Raw genomic sequence first — 20,216 nt, forward strand, 5'->3', positions numbered from 1 at the left:
GCCTCCCGGCCGCCCGAGCCGCGCCGGGGGACACCACCTCAGGAGTACTGGGCGAGGAAGGCGCGCTCGGTGGCGTTGAGCCGCCGGGCGCTCTGCGTCGGCACGTCGAAGCCGACCAGCACCGTCCTGGCCCGCAGGTAGACCTTGGTGTCGTCCAGGATCTCGTAGGACAGGGTGAAGCTGGCGTTGCGCACGCCGCTCACCCACAGCTCCACGCGCACCGGCTCGGACCGGGGCAGCAGCGGCGCCACGTAGTCGGCCTCCTGGCGGGCCACCACCAGGGCCCCGAACACCTCCTCGCTCTTGTCCACGAGTCCCTCGTAGCGCAGGAACGAGATCCGCGCGTCCTCCAGGTAGGTCAGCATCCGCACGTTGTTCACGTGGTGCTGCGGGTCGAGGTCGGCGTAGCGGACCTGGGCCAGGTGCACGTGCCGCCGGGGCGCCGACTCGGTACCGACGGGTCCGGCCTCGGTCTGTGTCACGTCCTTGGTCCTCTCGTGCTGTTCTCCTGGGTGGAATATCCCGATTGTCTCAATTGCTCCCGGGCAAACGGGCTGTCGGCTCCTGTGTCGTTGCTCTCCTGGCGCCCGCGGAGGCCACGGGCGCCGGGAGGTGCCTCAGCCGACGTCGAGCCCCAGGTGGAACGCGAGGAAGGCCAGCTGCTCGGCGTTGAGCGCCACGCTGCGGCTCACCGAGCGCGAGCTGTGCCCCACCTCCGACTCCCGGCGCAGCAGCACCGGCCGCTCGTCGGGGTCCGCCGACGTGGCGTGCTGCATCTGCGCGCACAGCTTGCGCGCGTGCAGCGGGTCCACGCGGGTGTCGTTGTCGAACACGGTGAACAGGGTCGCCGGATAGCGGGTGCCCTCGCACACGTTGTGGTAAGGCGAGTAGCCCAGCAGCCAGCCCAGCTGCTCGGGGTCCTCGGCCGTGCCGTACTCGACGTTCCACAGCTGGCCCAGCCCGAACCGCTCGTAGCGGACCATGTCCAGCAGCGGGGCCGAGCACACGGCGGCGGCGAACAGGTCCGGCCGCTGGGTGACCATGGCCCCCACCAGCAGGCCGCCGTTGCTGCCGCCCATGACGGAGAGGTGCTCGGGGTCGGTCACGCCGGTGGCGACCAGGTGCTCGGCCGCCGCTGCGCAGTCGTCGAAGACGTTCTGCTTGTCGGCGAACATCCCCGCCCGGTGCCACTCCTCTCCTTCTTCCAGGCCGCCGCGCAGGTTGGCCACGGCGTACACGCCGCCCGCGCGCACCCAGGCCAGCGCGACCGCGGAGTAGGCGGGGGTGAGGGAGATGCGGAAACCGCCGTACCCGTACAGGATGGTCGGCCGCGGCCCCTCGGCGGGGGCGTCGGGCGCGACCACCAGCATCCGTACGGCCGTGCCGTCCCGGGAGGTGTAGGTGACCTGTTCCACCCGTACATCGGGCAGGTCGATCTCGCCGGGGGCGTCGGCCCACAGGGAAACCTCCCCGGTGAGCGCGTCGTAGCGGTACACCGAGGAGGGGTGGGTGTTGTCGGTGTAGCCGAACCACGCCTCGTGCCCGCCCTCGGGGCGCTCGACGAGCCCGCCGACGGTGCCCAGCCCCGGCATGTCCAGGCCGCCGAGGCGCTCCCCGGTGGTCAGGTCGTGCCGGGTGATCTCGCTGATCGCGTGGCGACTGTGGGCGACCAGCAGTTCGGGCCGCTCCATCCCGTCCAGGACCGCGTACCCCTCCAGGACCGCCTCGGGGTCCTCCGGAACCAGGGTGGTCCAGTTCCCGTAGGCGGGCGCCGCGGGGTCGGCCACGCACAGCCGCCCGCGCGGGGCGTCCCGGTCCGTGAACAGGTACAGCCGTCCGTCCCGCCCCACGTGCGGGTACAAGGAGGCGTCCACGCCCTCCTGGAACGGGACCAGGCGCGGACGGTCCGGGTCGCCCTCGGACAGGTCGGCGATCCAGGCGTCGGTGGCGGCCGAGGTGCCCCGGTTGGCGAGCAGGACCAGCCAGCGCCCGTCACGGCTCATGACGGGGGTGAAGTACTCGGTCTTGTCGCGGCCCTCGCCGAAGACCAGGGTGTCCTGGTCGGTGGGGGTGCCCAGGCGGTGCAGGTAGACCCGGCGGTGGTAGTTCTCCTCGCCCTCGGGGACCTGCTCGGGCGGCAGGCGCCGCACGTAGTAGAAGGCCGAGGAGTCGGGCAGCCATGCGATCGGGGTGTAGCGTGCGCGGTCGATCGGACCGTCCACCAGCGCTCCGCCGTCCACGTCCAGGACGCGCAGCACGGACTCCTCGTCACCGCCCTCGGAGAGCTGGTAGGCGAGCAGACGGCCGGAGTGGTCGGGCCGCCAGGAGTCCAGGGTGGTCAGGCCCCGGGAGTCGAGCGCTCCGGGGTCCACCAGGACGCGCTCGGGGCCGTCGCCGTCCTGGACGTAGAGCACGCCGTGCTCCTGTTCGGCGGTCCGGCGGACGAAGAAGCGGCGGTCACCCCGCCACACGGGCGCCCCGACGCTTCCGGCACCCAACAGGGCGCGCACCTGCCCGGCGAACCAGTCCCGTGCGGTGAAGCGCGAGGAGACCTCGGAGTACAGGGCGTCCTGCGCGGTCGCCCACTCCTTGGTCTGCGCTGATTCCTCGTCCTCCAACCACCGGTAGGGGTCGGCGACCGTGTGGCCGTGCAGGTTCTCGATGATGTCCAGCCGTGCGGCCTGGGGGTAGCGGAGTTCACGCATACTTCGCACTCTATCCACGAGCGCCCACCCCGGCGTGTCCGGCGCGGCGCCAGGGTGTAAGGGGCGGCGGTCGGCGCACAATGGGCACAGGGAAACGGGATGACAGGCGGTTTCCGGGCGGCCAGGCGGAAATTGGGGTGGCGCCAGGGCGGTCCGACCACGCAAACTGAATGCGGGACGCAACTCGGCGGGACCACCGGGAGGTCCGTGTGGCAAGGCGTACGGAACCACCGATCCTCGGATCGGTGCACAGGGAGGTCTCCTGGCTGGCCGATCGGCTGGCCGGGGAAGAGACACGGCCGCGCACGGCGGCCGGGGCGGCGCTATGAGCGCCCGGGGCAGCCGGGAGGGTGGCACAGGGACCGCCCGCCGCCACGTGCTGCTGCTCAACGCCAGCTTCGAACCACTGACGACACTGCCGCTGCGCAGGGCGATCCTGCTCGTGCTGCGGGAGAAGGCGGAGGTCGTCCACCAGGACGACGCGGGGGCGATCCTGCACTCGGCGACGCGTTCCTACGACGTGCCGTCGGTGATCCGGCTCCGGCGCTACATCAGTGTCCCCTACAGCCGCAGAGTGCCGCTCACCCGGGTGGCGCTCATGCGCCGTGACAGACACACCTGCGGGTACTGCGGGAAGAAGGCCGAGACCATCGACCACGTCATCCCGCGCAGCCGCGGCGGCGCGCACGTGTGGGAGAACGTCGTGGCCGCGTGCAAGCCGTGCAACCACCGCAAGGCCGACAAGTTCCTGGACGAACTCGGCTGGGAGCTGCGCGTGACTCCCAAGGTTCCCAAGGGACCGCACTGGCGCCTGATCAACGGCGACCTCCACGGCGACCCCCAGTGGGAGCCGTACATGGCCCACCTGGCGGCCTGACCCGGCGGGACCGGCGACCCTGCGTCCCATCCGGTCCCCGCGGCGGCTCCCCGCCCTCCGGCCACCGGCCGGGGGGCGGTCGTATTCTGGTCTCATGCCCAGATACGACTTCCGCTGCCGCGAGTGCGGCGACACCTTCGAGCTCTCCCGACCGATGGCCCGGGCCGGGGACCCGGCCGCCTGCCCGCAGGGGCACCAGGACACGGTCCGGCTGCTCTCCACCGTGGCGGTGGGCGGTCGGGCCGCCGCCCCCGCCCCCTCGGGCGGAGGGTGCTGCGGGGGCGGCTGCTGCTCCTGAGGCGGGGCGGCCCCGCGGGGCCGCCCCTTCCTACCGCTCGATCTGGGACACGTCGCGCGCCGCGCCGGTGGAGGCGGAGGTCGCCATGGCCGCGTAGGCGCGCAGTGCGGCGCTCAACGGGCGCTGGCGGTCGCGCGGCTGGAAGCGGCCCAGTTCCTTGAGCAGGCGCTCGCGGCGGGCGTTCAGCTCGTCCTCGGAGACCTCCAGCACGATGCTGCGGTTGGGGATGTCGATGCTGATCACGTCCCCGTCCTCCACCAGGGCGATGTCGCCGCCCGCGGCGGCCTCGGGGGAGGCGTGGCCGATGGACAGGCCCGAGGTCCCTCCGGAGAAGCGGCCGTCGGTGATCAGGGCGCAGGCCTTGCCCAGGCCGCGGCCCTTGAGGAAGCTCGTCGGGTACAGCATCTCCTGCATGCCCGGGCCGCCCCTGGGCCCCTCGTATCGGATGACCACCACGTCACCGGGCTCGATCCGCTTGTTGAGGATGCCGTCCACGGCGTCCTCCTGGGACTCGAAGACCTTGGCCGGGCCGGAGAAGGTCCACAGCTCCTCCTCCACGCCCGCGGTCTTGACGATCGCGCCGTCCGGGGCGAGGTTGCCGAACAGCACCGCCAGGCCGCCGTCCTTGGTGTAGGCGTGCCGGACCGCGCGGATGCAGCCCTTCTCCCGGTCGGTGTCCAGGCTGTCCCAGCGGGTGCTCTGCGAGTAGGCCTTCGTCGTGCGCCGACCGCCCGGGGCCGCGTGGAAGAGCTCCAGCGCCTCGGGCAGGACGGTGTCGGAGACGATGTCCCAGTCGGCGATGAACTCGCCGACCGTCCTGCCGTGCACAGTGGGCAGGGAGGTGTCCAGCAGCCCGCCGCGGGCGAGCTCTCCGAGGATGGAGGGGATGCCGCCCGCGCGGTGCACGTCCTCGATGTGGTACTTCTCGGTGTTCGGCGCGACCTTGCACAGGCACGGCACCCGCCGGGAGACCGCGTCGATGTCGGTCAGGCCGAAGTCGACGCCCGCCTCGGTGGCGGCGGCCAGCAGGTGCAGGATGGTGTTGGTGGAGCCGCCCATGGCCACGTCCAGCGCCATGGCGTTGCCGAAGGCGGCCGGGGTGGCGATGGACAGCGGCAGGACGGAGGCGTCGTCGTCCTCGTAGTAGCGCTTGGCGGCCTCCACGACCAGGCGTCCGGCGTCCTCGTACAGGGCGCGGCGGGCGGTGTGGGTGGCCAGCACGGTGCCGTTGCCGGGCAGGGCCAGACCCATCGCCTCGGTGAGGCAGTTCATCGAGTTGGCGGTGAACATGCCCGAGCAGGAGCCGCAGGTGGGGCAGGCGGCCTCCTCCATCTCGTCCAGCTCGGCCTGGGAGACGCTCTCGTCCGCGGCGGCGATCATGGGGTTGATCAGGTCCAGCTTGCGGACGGTGGTGGCGGTGCCGTCGACCACCGTGACCTTGCCCGCCTCCATGGGGCCGCCCGAGACGAACACGGTGGGGATGTTCAGGCGCAGTGCGGCCAGCAGCATGCCGGGCGTGATCTTGTCGCAGTTGGACACGCACACCAGGGCGTCGGCGCAGTGCGCGTTGACCATGTACTCCACCGAGTCGGCGATCAGCTCACGGCTGGGCAGCGAGTAGAGCATGCCGCTGTGTCCCATGGCGATGCCGTCGTCCACGGCGATGGAGTTGAACTCGCGGGGGACGCCGCCCGCCCGGCGGATCGCGTCGGCGACCACCTCGGCCACCTCGCGCAGGTGCACGTGGCCGGGGACGAACTCGGTGAAGCTGTTGGCCACGGCCACGATGGGCTTGCCGAAGTCCTCGCGCTCCACGCCGGTGGCGCGCATGAGGGCGCGCGCGCCTGCCATGTTCCTGCCGTGGGTGACGGTGCGTGAGCGTAGGGCTGGCATGGGGTGGACTCCCATCGTTACGGGTGTTTCCCCTCGATGGTAGTCGTTCGGCACACCGGTGTGGTCTCGAAGTGGAAGACGGGGCATCCGGATCGTGAGACGTGGGGGAGGGGGCCGGGGTCCCGGGCGCGGCGCCGCGCCCGGCTCGGTGCGGGTGCGGGTGACGGCGAAGGCCCGGGTACCACGGCGTTGTGGTGTGTCCCGGGCCCGCGGGGGTAGCGGAGTGGGGTGGGGTCAGTACCTTGGGGGCAGGGCCCTCTTGGCGGCCTGGTAGATCTCCTCGATCTCGGCCTCGGTGAGGCGGTCGCGACCGCTGCGCAGCCACTTGCGGACCTTGGTGCCGGTGATGATGTCCACGCCCCGCAGCCGGTGGCTGTCCCAGGGCATGCCGGGCCCGTAGATGGCCAGCGACGCGCGCACCTTGATCTCGCGGCCCAGTTCGGCGCTGATCAGCTCCTCGGCCCGCTTGGCCTCCTCCAGCGCCTCGTCGATGCGCTCGTTCTTGCTGAACCGCCCGTGGTAGAGCTTCTCCAGCTTGTTGCGCAGCGGCAGGCGCTTGTCCCACGACTCGGAGTCGATGGCGAACGCGCCGCGCCGGCCCACGATGAAGTGGTCGATCTGGCCGTTGCCGCCGGGGACGGCGCGGGCGTGCAGCACGCGGTAGCCGAGCTGCTTCATCACCTTCAGCTGCGCCTCGGTCTTGCGCTGGGCGGCCGAGGGCTTGCGCCAGCGCGGGATCTCCGACTCGCGCCGGGAGAAGTACACCATCAGTCCGACCATCGTGAGGATGCCGAAGGTCAGGCCGATCCGCCAGTCGGTCGTGAGCAGGCCGACCACGAGGGCGACCACGGCCGAGCCACCGCCCCGCAGGGACCACTTGCGGGCGGTCTGGTTGTCGCGGAGGGCACCGTAGAGGACCCTTCCGGTGGGAATGTCCTTTTTCTTGTCCTGGTTGGGGAAAAAGAGGGACTCAGGCTTTTTTCCGCCCTCGCCCTCGGACGATGGGGTATGGCCGTTCACTCTGGTTGCCGATTCCACGTCGGACAGGTTAGTTCGATCCATATCCGAGTCCTAGTGCATTACTTCTCACACTTTTCTTCCCCTGTTTCCCGGGCCGCATACGTGTTCTCTCCCGGGGGACGGGGAATGATGACCTTTCGGCCAGCTTCTCTGGAGAGGTGTCTCCACCCACCGTGGTGCCCCGTGTCGTGCCCGCTAACCTGAGTCGGCATGACCCAGATCCATGACCTTCCGGCCCACCGCCTCCTGGAGATGGTCCGCAGTCGTGAGCTGTCCCCTACTGAGATCACTGAGCACTGTCTGAGGAGAACCGAGCGGTACGACCACCGCTATGGTGCGTACATTACGGTCACTCCGGAAAAGGCTCTCAAACAGGCCCGCTACGCGCAGAAGCGTGTGATGAGCGACACTCCGGAAGACCTTCCGCCCCTGCTGGGCCTCCCCCTGCCGATCAAGGACCTCGAACCGGTGGCGGGGGTCCGGCTCACCCACGGATCCCGGGTCTTCGGCGACGCCGTCTCCCCGATCGACTCCGACCTGGTCGCCCGCCTGCGCGGGGCGGGAGCGGTCCTGACCGGCAAGACCAACACCCCCGAGTTCGGCTCCAGCTGCTACACCGAGAACGAGATCGCCCCGCCCTCCCGCAACCCCTGGGACACCGACCTGTCCCCGGGCGGCTCCAGCGGGGGAGCGGCGGCGGCCGTGGCCGCCGGACTGGCCCCCGTCGCCCACGGAGGTGACGGCGGCGGCTCGATCCGTATCCCCGCCAGCGTGTGCGGGCTCTTCGGACTCAAGCCCACCCGCGGCCGGATCTCCGGTGCCCCGCTCAAACCCGACCTGCTCGGGCTGTCCACCTCCGGGCCCCTCACCAGGAACGTCCGCGACGCCGCCCTGCTCCTGGACGCCATGGCCCTGGCGCGGCCCGGCGACTACTTCACCGCCCCGCCCCCCGGCCGGACCTTCACCGACCACGTGGACCGCGGACCCGGCCGGCTGCGCATCGGCTGCTACGCCACCACCGGCTCCGCGGGCATCCCCGTCCACCCCGAGGTCCTGGCCGCGTACGAGGAGGCCGTATACCTGCTCACCGGCCTCGGCCACCACGTGGAGGAGGTCCCCGAACCCGTCGACGCCCACTTCGGCGGCGCCTTCATGACGGACTTCCAGGTCGTCTGGGCCGCGATGGCCTCGGCCACCCCCGTCGACCCCGCCCGGGAGGCCGAGCTGGGCCCCCTCAACCGGTGGCTGCGCGAACGCGCCCGGGCCACCCCGGTCCCCGACTACATCGCCGCCTGCGCTCGCCTGCAGCGCGGCGTGCGCTCCCTGGTCGCCGCCACCGAGCCCCTCGACGCGGTGCTCTGCCCGACGCTGGCCCTGCCCCCGGTGCCCGTCGGCCACTTCACCGGGGGCGGGCCGGAGGAGGAGTTCCGGCTGATGACCGAGTTCACGCCCTTCACGTCGGTCTACAACGTCTCCGGGCAGCCCTCGGTCAACGTCCCCCTGCACCGGTCGCCCGGGGGGCTGCCGATCGGCGTCATGCTCACCGGCCGCATGGGCGGCGAGGGAACCCTGCTGGCGCTGTCGGCGCAGCTGGAACGCGCCCGTCCGTGGGCCCACCGGGTACCGCCCGGCTGGAACGACTGACCGGGGCGGTCCCGTCAACGGGCTCCATCGGACGGGGCCGCGGAGTCCGCGGGCTCCGCGGCCGGCTCCGGTTCCCTCCCGGGAGCCGTCGCGGCCTCCGCCTCCGGCTCCGGTACGAACACGCTCAGCACCGCCGCCACCAGCAGCAGTACCGTCGCGCCCAGCACACCGCCCGCCACGCCCAGGAGGTCGACCAGCGCACCGGCCAGCGGACCGGCCACCGCGCCGCCCGCGCTCATCGCGGCGGACATCCACCCGAAGGCCTCGGCCCGCCGCCGGGCGGGGGCCAGGTCGCCCAGGCGGCCCATCACCGCGGCCACGGTCGGAGCCAGCGCCAGCCCCGACACGAAGAGCAGCGGCGTGACGAGCAGCGGGGTCGGCAGGTGGGTGACCGGCGGCACGAACGGCACCAGGACCGCCACACCCAGCACCGCTCCGAAGGAGCGCCGCACCAGCCGGGGGCGTCCGCGCAGGCCGCCCGCGACCGCGCCGCCCACCAGCGACCCCAGCGCCCACACCGACGCCAGCACCATCACGTACTGCGGCGCCTCCAGTTCGTTGGCCCACGCCACGATGACCAGGTCCACCGAGATGATCCCGCTGATCATGAGCAGGCACATGGCGAACAGCGCGGTCAGCGCCGGGTGGCGCAGCAGGCTCCGGCCCCCGCGGGCGTCCCCGGAGCCGCCTCCGCGCGCGTCGCCTGAGACCTCACCTTCGTCGAGCGGTGCGGGGCCGGTCACCCCGGCACGGCGCAGGGACCCGGCGAAACCGAGCGCGCCCAGCAGCGCCAGCACCGACAGCACCAGCAGCGCCCAGCGGGAACCGGCGAGGGCCACGGTGCCGGCGGTCAGGATGGGGGAGAAGACGAACAGGAGCTCCTGCGCGGTGGCCTCGGCCGCGTAGATCGCCTGCCGCTCGGGTCCGCGCGTCAACCGGGGCCACAGCGCGCGCACGACCTGGTTGGCGGGGGAGGAGAACAGCCCGGTGCCCAGGGCCAGCGGAAGCGACAGCCACCACAGCGCCTGCGGCAGCAGGAGCAGCCCCAGCAGTCCCACGCTGAACACCACACCGCACACCGCGACCAGCCGGTCGGTGCCGCCCCGGTCGGCCATCCGGCCGCGCAGCGGCCCCACCAGGGCCATGCCCAGGGTGAAGGCGCCCACGACCAGACCGGCCACGGTGTAGGAGCCGGTCCACTCCACCACCAGGAACGTGATCGCGATCATCAGCCCCGGGGCGTAGAAGCGCGCGATCAGGGACCACAGCAGCAGGGACGGTACGTGGGGGACGGCGAGGAGCCGCCGGTAGTTCGCGAGCACACCCTGATTATGCAGACGCCCAGCACCCGGAGCGATCGGTTTACGCCCTGTGCAGGTCACCCGCCCGTACGTGCCGCGTGGTCCGGTCGCGGACGCCGCGCCGCCCTCCGCGCCCGGCCGTCGGCCGGTATCGGCCAGGACCTCGGGCACGTTCTGGCCCCACGCCGGTACGGCCTCCGGTGTATGGCGACCCCGGTAGGGCATGATCGGATTCTGTGAGGGACGTTCAGCTGGCACGTGTGGCCGAGCAGTACGGAGTGGCGACGACCTACGAGGACTGGCGGGGACGGCGGGTCCCGGTCAGCCCCGACACCATCCGCCATGTCCTGGCGGCACTGGGCGTGGACCCGGAGGCGCCCGTGCCCGCGGTCCGGGGCCCGCTGCCCCCGGCGGTGGTCGTCCGCGAGGGCAAGGCCCCCGACCTGGTACTCCCAGAGGGGGCGCGCAGCGTCGTGGAGACCTCCGACGGCTCCCTGCTGCCCTTCGACCCCGGCCTGCCGCTGGGGGTGCACACCCTGCGCGTCACCGACAACGGGACCGAGCACGACGCTCCCCTGCTCGTGGTCCCCGACCGGCTCGACTCCGGGGCGCTGCGCGACAACCCCCGCCTGTGGGGGATCATGGCGCAGGTCTACAGCGTGCGCTCGCGCGCCTCCTGGGGCACCGGCGACCTGCGCGACCTCGCCGAACTCGCCGACTGGAGCGCGCGCGACCTGGGCGCCGACTTCACCCTGATCAACCCGGTGCACGCCACCGAGCCGCTGACCCCCGTGGAACCCTCCCCCTACCTGCCCGTCAGCCGCCGCTACGCCAGCCCGCTCTACATCCGGATCGAGGACGTCCCCGAGTACGCCCGGCTCGACCCCGCCCAGCGCGAGGGCATCCAGCGCCTGGCCCGGCCGCTGCGCGAACGGGGGCGCACCGCCGACCTGCTCGACCGCGACGCGGTGTGGAAGGCCAAGCGGGCCGCCCTGGAGGTGCTCTTCGAGGTGCCCCGGGCACCGGGGCGGGAGTCGTCGCTGCGGGCCTTCCTGGAGGGCGAGGGCCAGCCGCTGGTCGAGTTCGCCACCTGGTCGGCCCTGGCCGAGGAGCACGGGCCCGACTACCGCGCCTGGCCCGCACCCCTGCGCGACGTCGGCTCGCGCGCGGTCGGCGAGGAGGCGCTGCGCCGGTGGACGCGGGTGGAGTTCCACCGCTGGCTCCAGTGGATCCTCGACGAGCAGCTCGCCCAGGCGCAGGCCACCGCCGAGGCCGGTGGGATGCGCGTCGGCGTCGTGCACGACCTGGCGATCGGCGTCCAGGCCGGCGGGGCGGACGCCTGGATGTACGGCGGCGCCCTGGTCCCCGGCCTGCACGCGGGCGCGCCGCCCGACGAGTTCAACCCACAGGGGCAGGACTGGGGCCAGCCGCCCTGGCACCCCCGCCGCCTGGCCGAACTGGGCTACACCCCCTTCCGCCAGGTCCTCTCCCACACGCTGCGCCACGCGGGCGGGATCCGCGTGGACCACGTCATGGGCCTGTTCCGGCTGTGGTGCGTACCCGAGGGCGCCCCGGCCGCCGAGGGCACCTACGTCACCTTCGACCACGAGGGCATGGTGGGCACGCTCGTCCTGGCCGCCCAGCGGGCCGACGCCGTCGTGGTCGGCGAGGACCTGGGCACCGTGGAGCCGTGGGTGCGCGGCCACCTGGCCGACCGCGGGGTCCTGGGCACCTCCGTGCTGTGGTTCGAGCAGGACGCCGACGGACGGCCGCGCGCGCCCGGCCAGTGGCGCACGGACTGCCTGGCCACGGTCGCCACGCACGACCTGCCGCCCGTGGCCTCGTACCTGTCCGCCGAGCACGTGGAGCTGCGCGACCGGCTCGGACTGCTCAACCGGCCGGTGGAGGAGGAGCGCGCCGACTCCGAGGCCCGGGTGGAGCGGTGGCGGCGGGCGCTGGTGGAGCTCGGACTGCTGGACGAGGACGTCGACCCGGTGGCCGACCCGGCCGCCGTGGTGGCTGCCATGCACGCCTACCTGGTGGCCACCCCGGCCCGGATGATCGGAGTGGCGCTCACCGACGTGGTGGGGGACCGGCGGATGCAGAACCAGCCCGGCACCCGCGACGAGTACCCGAACTGGCGGATCCCGCTCACCAGCGGGGAGGGCGAGCCGGTGCTCGTGGACGAACTGCTCGCCGACCCCCGCATGGTGGCGCGCATCCGGCGCACCCTCGGCCCGGTCGGCAGGGGCCGGGGGCGTACGCTCTGACGCCCCGCCGCACCGCCCGCGGGCGGCGGGGCGGGGCGCCCGGTCGGAACTACCCCCGGCGCCGGCCGGCGGCGGCGTCGGTGGCGCGGGCGCGCAGGGCGCGCTCCACGCCCGCCCGGCCCTCGACCAGCAGGCGGCGCAGGGCCGGAGCCGGGTCGGCCTCGGCGATGTAGGCGTCCGTGCGCTCCAGGGTCGCCTCCTCCACCAGGTTGCCGGGGTAGGCCGCCTCGGCGAAGGTCTGCGCGAACTCGCCGGTCCACTTCTCCCAGGCCGGGGCCAGCTGGGCGAAGTAGCGGTCCACGTAGGGCCGGTACAGCTCCGCCTGGCCCGGCTCGGTGAGGCCCAGCAGCACCGCGCGGAACTCGGCGTTGGCCAGCTCCTCGCCCACGATCCGCTCCCAGGCGGCGGCCTTGGCCTCGGCGGTGGGAATGGCGGCCCGGGCCCCGGCGGCGTTGCGCTGGCCGGTGGCCGTCGGGTCGGCCTTCAGCTCGGCGGCGATCTCCGCCTCACCGGCCTTGCCCGCCGCGACCAGGCGGCGCAGCAGTGTCCAGCGCAGGTCGGTGTCCACCACCAGGCCGTCCACGGTGATGGCGCCGTCCAGCAGCCCTTGGAGCAGGGACAGGTGGGCGTCGCCGACCGCGGTGCCCGCGAGCGCGTTGACGTAGGCCAGTTGCAGGTCGCTGCCGGGCTCGGCGTCGGTCAGCAGCTCGCGCAGCCGCTCGGAGAGCTGTTCGAAGCCGAGCGGGCGCCAGGCCGGGTCGGCGTACATGTGCAGGGCCGCGGTGGCCTGGCGCAGCAGGGTCTGCGCGACCATGACGTCGCCCACGCCGCTGATACCGGAGATGACCAGGGCGACGTAGTCGCGGGCGGCCATCTCGCCGTCGCGGGTCATGTCCCAGGCCGCGCCGAAGGCCAGCGCCCGGGGCAGGGACTCGCGGATGTCGCCGACGCCCTCCACCAGCGTGCGCAGGGAGCGCTCGTCCAGGCGGATCTTGGTGAAGGTGAGGTCGTCGTCGTTGATGAGCACCAGGTCCGGCTGGGCCGTGCCGACCAGGTCGGGCACCTCGGTGCGCTCGCCGCGCACGTCCAGCTCCACGCGCTCGCGGCGCACGATCCCCTCACCGGTGCGGTCGTACAGGCCGATCGCCAGGCGGTGCGAGCGCAGCGTCGGGTGCTCGGCGGCGGCCTCCTGCCGCACCGCGAAGGAGGTGAAGCGGCCCTCGGCGTCCACCTCGAACTCCGGGCGCATCGTGTTGACGCCGGTGGTCTCCAGCCACTCGCGCGACCACTCCGACAGGTCGCGGCCCGAGGCGGCCTCCAGGTGCTTGAGCAGGTCCTTCAGCTCGGTGTTGCCGAAGGCGTTCTCCTTGAAGTAGGCGCGCACGCCCGCGAAGAACGCGTCCACGCCCACGTAGGCCGCGAGCTGCTTGAGCACCGAGGCGCCCTTGGCGTAGGTGATGCCGTCGAAGTTGACCTCGACCGCCTGGATGTCGACCATGTCGGCGGCGATCGGGTGGGTGGAGGGCAGCTGGTCCTGGCGCAGCGCCCAGGACTTCTCCACGTTGGCGAACGTGGTCCAGGCGTCGGTCCACTTGGTGGCGTTGGCCTGGCAGTAGACGCTGGCGTAGGTCGCGAACGACTCGTTCAGCCACAGGTCGTCCCACCAGCGCATGGTGACCAGGTCGCCGAACCACATGTGCGCCATCTCGTGCAGGATGGTCTCCGCGCGGCGCTCGTAGCGCGCGTCGGTGACCCGGGACCGGAAGACGTAGTCCTCCAGGAACGTGACCGCGCCCGCGTTCTCCATGGCGCCCGCGTTGAACTCGGGCACGAACAGCTGGTCGTACTTGCCGAACGGGTAGCGCAGGTCGAACAGGCCGTGGAAGAAGTCGAAGCCCCTCTTGGTGACGTCGAACAGGGCTTCGGAGTCCAGGTGCTCGGCCAGGGAGGCGCGGCAGTACAGGCCCAGCGGGATGCCGTCGTGCTCGTCGCGCACCACGTGGTAGGGGCCCGCGATCAGCGCGGTGATGTAGGTGGACATCACCGGCGTGGCCGGGAAGTGCCAGCGCACCCGCTCCCGGCCCGCCGCCTCGCGCTCCACGTCCGGGGCGCTGTTGGAGACGACCTCCCACGAGGGCGGCGCGAACACCGTCAGCTCGAAGGTGGCCTTCAGGTCGGGCTGGTCGAAGCACGCGAACATGCGGTGCGCGTCGGCCGTCTCGAACTGGGTGTACAGGTACACCGAGTCGTCGACCGGGTCCACGAACCGGTGCAGGCCCTCGCCGGTGCGCATGTACGCGGCGTCGGCGACCACGGTCAGCTCGTTGTCCGCGGCCACCTCGGGCAGGACGAGCCGCTCGCCGTCGAACAGCTCCGCCGGGTCCAGTTCGGCGCCGTTCAGCGTCGCCGAGAGCACCCTGGGGGCGGCCAGTTCGACGAAGGTCCGCGCCCCCGGCTCCGCGCAGGAGAACCGGACCACGGTGGTGGACCGGAAGGTCTCGGCACCGGTGGTCAGGTCCAGCTCCACGGCGTAGGAGTCCACGCGCAGAATCCGCGCGCGCTCCCGAGCCTCGTCCCGTGTCAGGTTCCCCGCCACGCCACGCTCCCTCCACGGCCGCCGTCGTCGCCGGCCGGATCGTTGCCGACCACGGCGAGTCCGCCGCCTTGGGTGGAGCGTCGTCGGGGCCGGGTCGTCTTCCACTCGCCACGATCCTGCCACGCGCCGGGCCGGAATGCGCAACCGATGAACAAGGTTGCACACCTACGAGCAGGGGGCGGCGGCCCCCTTTTTCCGGTGAAGCGAGGAAACAGCCATGACGCAGACCCCCGCCCCCGAGGGCGAGCAGCAGATCGCCGACATGTGGTTCGACCCCGCCTGCCCCTGGGCATGGATCACCTCCCGCTGGCTGGTGGAGGTGGAGAGGGTGCGGCCCGTCAGAGTGCACTGGCACGTCATGAGTCTGGGCGTGCTCAACGAGGGCCGCGACCTCCCCGAGGAGTACCGCAGGAGCGTCGACCAGTCCTGGGAGGCGGTGCGGGTGTGCGTGGCCGCCGAGCAGCGCTTCGGCCCGCAGGTCCTTGGCGGCCTGTACACGGCCCTGGGCACCCGGTTCCACAACAACGCCGAGCCGCGCACCACCGAGACCGTCCGTGCCGCCCTGGCCGACGCCGGGCTGCCCGGGGACCTGGCGGAGGCGGGTGCCTCCGCCGACTACGACGAGGCCCTGCGCGCCTCCCACGGCGAGGCCATGAAGCTGGTCGGGGAGGACGTGGGCACCCCCGTCGTCCGGGTCGCGGACACGGCCTTCTTCGGCCCGGTGGTCAGCCCCGTCCCCCGGGGTGAGGACGCCGGGAAGCTGTGGGACGGCGTGCTGATGGTCGCCGGGACCGACGGGTTCTTCGAGCTCAAGCGGACCCGGACCCGCAACCCCGTCTTCGACTGATCCGCGGTCGCCGCGGGGCCGCCCGCCGTGCCGACGGGTTCCGGCGCGGCGGGCGGCACCGTACCCGCCGCGGACGGTGCACACTGGAGTCGCCACACCGCAGGAGGCGGGTCGGAGCCCGCCGTGAGGAAAGGACGTGAGCCGTGTCCGGACCCGATGACGAGCGCAGGGTCGACTTCTTCGACGACCTCGACATCCTGCCCGACACCACCACCGACGAGAGCGGCCCCGGCTGGGGCGACTCCGCCGAGGACGACTCCATCGCGCGGCTGCTGGACGAGCGCCCGCCGCACTGGGACTGACCGGCCGCACCGGGCCGGGTTCCTCCGGGCGGGCCGACGCCCCAGGGCGTCGCGGCGGCGCTCCGGGGAATCGGGGAAACCACCGGCGCCGCACCCCGGACTGGTCAACCCGAATCCCGTTCTGCGACAGTGGGGTCATGCGATCCCTCTACATCGACGGCGCCTGGCGCGACTCCGTCTCCAGCGAGGCCCTGGACGTGGTCAACCCGGCGACCGAGCAGGTCATCGACACCGTTCCGGCAGGGGCCGCCGAGGACGTCGACGCCGCGGTCGGGGCCGCCGCGGCGGCCCTTCCCGCCTGGTCCGCGCTCACTCCCGAGCAGCGCATCACCCACCTGGCCAAAGCCCTGGAACTGTTCAACGCCCGCATCGACGACATCGCCGCGGAGCTCACCCGCGACATGGGCGCTCCCGCCGGGTTCGCCCGCAAGGTCCAGGCGGGTCTGCCCGCCCTCATGTTCCAGACCTACCTCGACCTGGTGAAGGAGCACGGCGAGCGCTACTTCGGCGGCGAACGCGAGGGCAACTCGCTCATCGTGCGCGAGCCCGTCGGGGTCGTGGGCGCCATCACCCCGTGGAACTACCCGCTCCACCAGATCGTGCTCAAGGTCGTCCCCGCCCTGCTGGCGGGCAACACCGTCGTCCTCAAGCCCAGCGAGGTCGCCCCGCTCAGCGCCTACGCCCTCACCGGGGTCCTGCACGACGCGGGGCTGCCCGCGGGCGTGTTCAACCTCGTCTCGGGCACGGGCCCGGTGGTGGGGGAGGCCATCGCCGCCCACCCGGGGGTGGACATGGTGTCCTTCACCGGCTCCACCCGCGCCGGGACCCGGGTCAGCCAGGTCGCGGCCGAGACCGTCAAGAAGGTCGCCCTGGAACTGGGCGGCAAGTCCCCCAACGTCATCCTGCCCGGCGCCGACCTGGCCAAGGCGGTCAAACGCGGCGTCGCCGACGTCATGCGCAACACCGGCCAGAGCTGCAACGCGCTCACCCGGATGCTGGTGCACCGCGACTCCTACGAGGAGGCGGTCGCCCTGGCCGCGGAGTCCGCCGCCAAACACACTCCCGGCGACCCCGAGGACGAGGCCACCCGGATGGGCCCGCTGGTCTCCGCCGCCCAGCTGGAGCGGGTGCGCGGCTACATCGCGCTCGGCGTGGAGGAGGGCGCCCGCCTGGTCACCGGCGGACCCGGACCGGTCGAGGGGCGCGAGCGCGGCTACTACGTCCGCCCCACCGTCTTCGCCGACGTGCGCAACGACATGCGGGTCGCCCAGGAGGAGATCTTCGGTCCCGTGCTGGTGATGATCCCCTACGACACGGAGGAGGAGGCGGTCGCGATCGCCAACGACACCGTGTACGGCCTCAACGCGGCCGTGTGGTCCGGAGACCCCGAGCGGGGGCTGGCCGTGGCCCGCCGCCTGCGCGCCGGGCAGATCGAGCTCAACGGCGGCGCGCTCAACCCGCGCGCGCCCTTCGGCGGCTACAAGCGCTCGGGCAACGGGCGCGAGTGGGGGCTGGCGGGCCTGGAGGAGTTCTGCGAGGTCAAGGCCGTCCAGATGTAGCCCGCCGTCCAGACGCGGCCCGGCGGCGGGGCCCGTGCCCGGGTGTGCCCGGACTCACGGTCCGCGCACGTCCCCGCGGGGAATCGGCCCCGGTGACAACCGCGTTGTGGGGTGTGGAAAAATTCGGATGGGATGATCCCTGGTCGAACCCGAAGAGGTGTGAGTTGAGCAACAAGCCCGCGGTCTCCAAGGCCGGTCCCCTTGGCAAGGACATCAAGACGATCGTCCTGTACAACCTGATCGCCGTGGCCTCCATCGTGCTCTTCGGCGCGATCGGACTGGCCGTCGCGGCCGCCGCCTCCTCCGCCGCCGCCCTCTGAGGGACACGCGCACCACGGCGCCCCGTCTCGCCCCGGCGAGCGGGGCGCCGTGCCCGTTCCGGCCGTGACCTGCCAGACTGGTCCCGTGCGTGTTTATCTCGGATCAGATCATGCGGGCTACGAGCTCAAGGAACACCTCGCCTCCTGGTTGAAGGAGCACGGCCACGACGTCGTCGACGCCGGGCCGCTCGTCTACGACGCGGTGGACGACTACCCGCCCTTCGTGCTGCGCGCGGCCGAGGGCGTGGCCGCCGACCAGGGCTCCCTGGGCATCGTCCTCGGCGGCTCGGGCAACGGCGAGCAGATCGCCGCCAACAAGGTCAGGGGGGTGCGCGCCGCCCTGGCCTGGAACGAGGACACCGCCCGCCTGGCGCGCGAGCACAACGACGCCAACGTGCTCAGCATCGGCGCCCGGATGCACTCCCGCGAGGAGGCCACCCGGTTCGTGGAGGTCTTCCTCTCCACGCCCTACAGCGACGAGGAGCGGCACACCCGCCGCATCGCGATGCTGACCTCCTACGAGGAGACCGGCGACCTCCCGGCCCTCCCCTAGAGGGGGACCGGGACCTCCCGTCCTTGGCGGATCCGCGCGAGCGCGCGGGTCCGGTGTCCGTTTCTCCCGGCCCCGCACGGCGCCCTCCGGCCGCCGCGCCGGGGCCGTCGGCGTTCCCCCGCCCGTTGGCTCCCCTGGCGGCACCGTTGGGGTGCGGTGTCCGTTTGTGGGCGCTCTCTCCTCCTGTGCCTTATCCCACTTACCGAGACGTGGGTCCCTGGCCTGCGCCGAACCCATGTGAGACCCTGGAGCGGTCCGCGCCGCCGGGGCGCGGGCCGTCCCACCGGGTCCGCTCTCCCGGGGCGTTCGGCCCCGGGGGCCGGTGCCCGGGGAACGGAACATCCCGGCATTCGGAGCCGTTCCCCCGTGTCGGGGTAGTACCCGACTCCGCACGCTCGGTTATCGGCTGAACCCAAATCCGTGGTTTGGGGGGAGAACACCGCTGGTTGCACGTGCCACGGCCACACCCCCCGCGCTACAGTTCGTGCACAGTGGCGGGCCCCCGCCGTCCGTGGCGGCGCCCGTCTCGGCGCCTTCCGCCACCACGGCCAGGGCGTGCCCCACCGCCCCCGCACGCCGTACACGTGCCCGGTGGCGACGCGGCCCCCGTGCCCACCCGACCGTGCCGTCCGAGAACCGACCCCCGCTGGTGAGCGGGTGTGCAACGCAGGGGATCCATGAAGCCCACACCGACCGCCAAGACCACCCGGCTGCTGCGCTCCACCGCGCAGCGGCTCATCGCGGTGCTCCGGCGCAAGGTGCTCTTCCGCTACCGCCTGGTCCTCATCACCCTCGTGGTGCTGGCCGTCGGCATCGGCGTCGGCGCGGTGTGGGGCCCCACCGGCTGGTTCCCGCCCAGCTCCACGATCCTCACCGTCCTGGCGGGCGGCCTGCTCCTCAAGCGCAAGAGCCTGGCCTTCCTTCTGGGCGTGGTCGCCGCGGTCCTGCTCTTCGTCGCCTTCATGCTCGACTTCGGCCAGGTGGGCCCCGGCCTGCTGGTCACCATCGGCGTCACCGCCGTGCTGTCCTACCTCCTGTCGGGGGTCCGCGAGCGCCTCGGCGTCCAGGGGCTCAGCGGCGAGATGATGCTCCTGGACCTGCGCGACCGCATCCGCCACCAGGGCAGGATGCCCCGGCTGCCCGAGGGCTGGGGGCGCACCGCCGTCCTGCGCCAGGCGGGCGGCTCCTCCTTCGGCGGCGACTTCGTCGTCTCCATCCGCCGGGACAACCGGCTGGACGTGGCCGTCGTGGACGTCTCCGGCAAGGGCGTGGACGCCGGGACCCGCGCCCTCATGCTCTCCGGCGCCTTCAGCGGCCTCATCGGGGCGGTGCCCACCCGGGACTTCCTCGCCCACTGCAACGACTACCTCATGCGCAACAGCGGTGGCGAGGGCTTCGTGACCGCCGTCCACCTGAGCGTGGACCTGGACACCGGCGAGTACCAGATCGCCTCCGCCGGACACCCGCCCGCGCTGCACTACGACAGCGGCAGCGGTGTCTGGAGCACCACCGAGGCCAAGGGCGTGGTCCTCGGCGTCATCCCCGAGATGACCTACGCCTCCGTCACCGGCAAGCTCCGCCACGGCGACGCCATCATGCTCTGCACCGACGGGCTCATCGAGACCCCGGGGGAGGACCTCGACGCCGGCATCGACCGCCTGCTCGGGGCCGCCGAACAGCTCGTGCCCCGCGGCTTCGCCACCGGCGCCGACGAGATCGTGGACACCCTCAGCAAGGACAAGAACGACGACTGCGCCCTCGTCGTCCTGTGGCGGGACTGAGCCGGACGCTCCCCGACGCCGCGCTGGCCAGCACCTTCTCCGGGCGCACGCGCTCTCCCTCCGCCGCCCGCGCCACGGATTCGGACACCGCGCGCGGGCGCGACCGGCCCCGGCGGGGATCGGCCGATGCGACGCCCGGCCGCCCCGACGGGTAGGGTCGGGGTGCTCCCCGTCCCGCGTACGGCGGCCAGTCCGTACACGTCCGGACCGCCGTGCCCGTCCTTACTCCGCCCCCGGGCGATCCCGCACG

General features: G+C 72.7%; 16 protein-coding genes. 10 read left to right on the plus strand and 6 right to left on the minus strand.

Annotated elements, in window-relative coordinates; translation table 11 throughout:
• Positions 1-38 precede the first annotated feature (38 nt).
• A complete protein-coding gene (locus tag FYW95_RS19050) occupies positions 39-482 on the minus strand; it encodes an acyl-CoA thioesterase (protein WP_159944578.1) in 444 nt (147 codons plus the stop codon).
• 135 nt (positions 483-617) lie between these two features.
• On the minus strand, positions 618-2,705 hold the full coding sequence (locus FYW95_RS19055; protein WP_159944577.1) for a prolyl oligopeptidase family serine peptidase: 2,088 nt from the start codon (positions 2,703-2,705) through the stop codon (positions 618-620).
• 376 nt (positions 2,706-3,081) lie between these two features.
• On the opposite strand from FYW95_RS19055, the gene FYW95_RS19060 reads away from it, so the two are divergent.
• Together FYW95_RS19060 and FYW95_RS19065 are read left to right on the plus strand one after the other, a co-directional pair.
• The gene (locus FYW95_RS19060) at positions 3,082-3,582 is read left to right on the plus strand and encodes an HNH endonuclease (protein WP_159944627.1); all 501 of its coding nucleotides are present in this window, start codon (positions 3,082-3,084) and stop codon (positions 3,580-3,582) included.
• A 94-nt stretch (positions 3,583-3,676) separates the two neighbouring features.
• Complete coding sequence (locus tag FYW95_RS19065; protein ID WP_159944576.1) at positions 3,677-3,880, plus strand: FmdB family zinc ribbon protein; 204 nt, start codon at positions 3,677-3,679, stop codon at positions 3,878-3,880.
• Between the two features lie 30 nt (positions 3,881-3,910).
• On the opposite strand, the gene ilvD is transcribed toward FYW95_RS19065, so the two are convergent.
• Positions 3,911-5,773 (minus strand): dihydroxy-acid dehydratase, encoded by a 1,863-nt coding sequence (gene ilvD, locus FYW95_RS19070; protein WP_159944575.1) that lies wholly within the window; start codon positions 5,771-5,773, stop codon positions 3,911-3,913.
• Between the two features lie 234 nt (positions 5,774-6,007).
• Positions 6,008-6,793: a nuclease-related domain-containing protein gene (locus FYW95_RS19075; protein ID WP_160050623.1), complete on the minus strand. Its 786-nt coding sequence runs from the start codon at positions 6,791-6,793 to the stop codon at positions 6,008-6,010.
• Between the two features lie 210 nt (positions 6,794-7,003).
• Between FYW95_RS19075 and FYW95_RS19080 the strand changes: the two genes are divergently transcribed.
• A complete protein-coding gene (locus FYW95_RS19080) occupies positions 7,004-8,437 on the plus strand; it encodes an amidase (RefSeq protein WP_160050618.1) in 1,434 nt (477 codons plus the stop codon).
• 14 nt (positions 8,438-8,451) lie between these two features.
• On the opposite strand, the gene FYW95_RS19085 is transcribed toward FYW95_RS19080, so the two are convergent.
• Entirely contained in the window at positions 8,452-9,759 is a 1,308-nt protein-coding gene (locus FYW95_RS19085; protein ID WP_159944573.1) for an MFS transporter, read from the minus strand.
• 215 nt (positions 9,760-9,974) lie between these two features.
• Between FYW95_RS19085 and malQ the strand changes: the two genes are divergently transcribed.
• Positions 9,975-12,008: a 4-alpha-glucanotransferase gene (gene malQ / locus FYW95_RS19090; RefSeq protein WP_159944572.1), complete on the plus strand. Its 2,034-nt coding sequence runs from the start codon at positions 9,975-9,977 to the stop codon at positions 12,006-12,008.
• A 49-nt stretch (positions 12,009-12,057) separates the two neighbouring features.
• Here the strand turns inward: malQ and pepN are convergent, their stop codons facing one another.
• Positions 12,058-14,604, minus strand: a complete 2,547-nt coding sequence (gene pepN, locus FYW95_RS19095; protein WP_159944571.1) for an aminopeptidase N — start codon at positions 14,602-14,604, stop codon at positions 12,058-12,060.
• A 217-nt stretch (positions 14,605-14,821) separates the two neighbouring features.
• Here pepN and FYW95_RS19100 point away from each other — a divergent pair, with 217 nt between their 5' ends.
• The 6 genes from FYW95_RS19100 to FYW95_RS19120 all read left to right on the plus strand — a co-directional run bounded on the left by FYW95_RS19100 (position 14,822) and on the right by FYW95_RS19120 (position 19,966).
• Positions 14,822-15,451, plus strand: coding sequence for a mycothiol-dependent nitroreductase Rv2466c family protein (locus FYW95_RS19100; protein WP_159944570.1), 630 nt, complete (start codon positions 14,822-14,824; stop codon positions 15,449-15,451).
• A 143-nt stretch (positions 15,452-15,594) separates the two neighbouring features.
• Positions 15,595-15,753, plus strand: a complete 159-nt coding sequence (locus FYW95_RS27785; protein ID WP_201294933.1) for a hypothetical protein — start codon at positions 15,595-15,597, stop codon at positions 15,751-15,753.
• 137 nt (positions 15,754-15,890) lie between these two features.
• On the plus strand, positions 15,891-17,312 hold the full coding sequence (locus FYW95_RS19105) for an aldehyde dehydrogenase family protein (protein WP_160050619.1): 1,422 nt from the start codon (positions 15,891-15,893) through the stop codon (positions 17,310-17,312).
• A gap of 164 nt (positions 17,313-17,476) precedes the next feature.
• Complete coding sequence (locus FYW95_RS19110) at positions 17,477-17,632, plus strand: hypothetical protein (RefSeq protein WP_159944568.1); 156 nt, start codon at positions 17,477-17,479, stop codon at positions 17,630-17,632.
• A gap of 85 nt (positions 17,633-17,717) precedes the next feature.
• Complete coding sequence (locus tag FYW95_RS19115) at positions 17,718-18,185, plus strand: ribose-5-phosphate isomerase (RefSeq protein ID WP_159944567.1); 468 nt, start codon at positions 17,718-17,720, stop codon at positions 18,183-18,185.
• Between the two features lie 677 nt (positions 18,186-18,862).
• Positions 18,863-19,966, plus strand: a complete 1,104-nt coding sequence (locus FYW95_RS19120; RefSeq protein WP_159944566.1) for a PP2C family protein-serine/threonine phosphatase — start codon at positions 18,863-18,865, stop codon at positions 19,964-19,966.
• Positions 19,967-20,216: the final 250 nt, after the last annotated feature.

This window comes from Nocardiopsis sp. FR4 (assembly GCF_009830945.1).
Taxonomy (GTDB): Bacteria; Actinomycetota; Actinomycetes; order Streptosporangiales; family Streptosporangiaceae; genus Nocardiopsis.

Excerpts from the sequence above, each read along its gene's own strand:
- FYW95_RS19055 (WP_159944577.1), bottom strand. The coding sequence starts at position 2,705 with ATGCGTGAACTCCGCTACCCCCAGGCCGCACGGCTGGACATCATCGAG.
- FYW95_RS19065 (WP_159944576.1), top strand. The coding sequence starts at position 3,677 with ATGCCCAGATACGACTTCCGCTGCCGCGAGTGCGGCGACACCTTCGAG.
- ilvD (WP_159944575.1), bottom strand. The coding sequence starts at position 5,773 with ATGCCAGCCCTACGCTCACGCACCGTCACCCACGGCAGGAACATGGCA.
- FYW95_RS19080 (WP_160050618.1), top strand. The coding sequence starts at position 7,004 with ATGACCCAGATCCATGACCTTCCGGCCCACCGCCTCCTGGAGATGGTC.
- FYW95_RS19100 (WP_159944570.1), top strand. The coding sequence starts at position 14,822 with ATGACGCAGACCCCCGCCCCCGAGGGCGAGCAGCAGATCGCCGACATG.
- FYW95_RS19105 (WP_160050619.1), top strand. The coding sequence starts at position 15,891 with ATGCGATCCCTCTACATCGACGGCGCCTGGCGCGACTCCGTCTCCAGC.
- FYW95_RS19120 (WP_159944566.1), top strand. The coding sequence starts at position 18,863 with ATGAAGCCCACACCGACCGCCAAGACCACCCGGCTGCTGCGCTCCACC.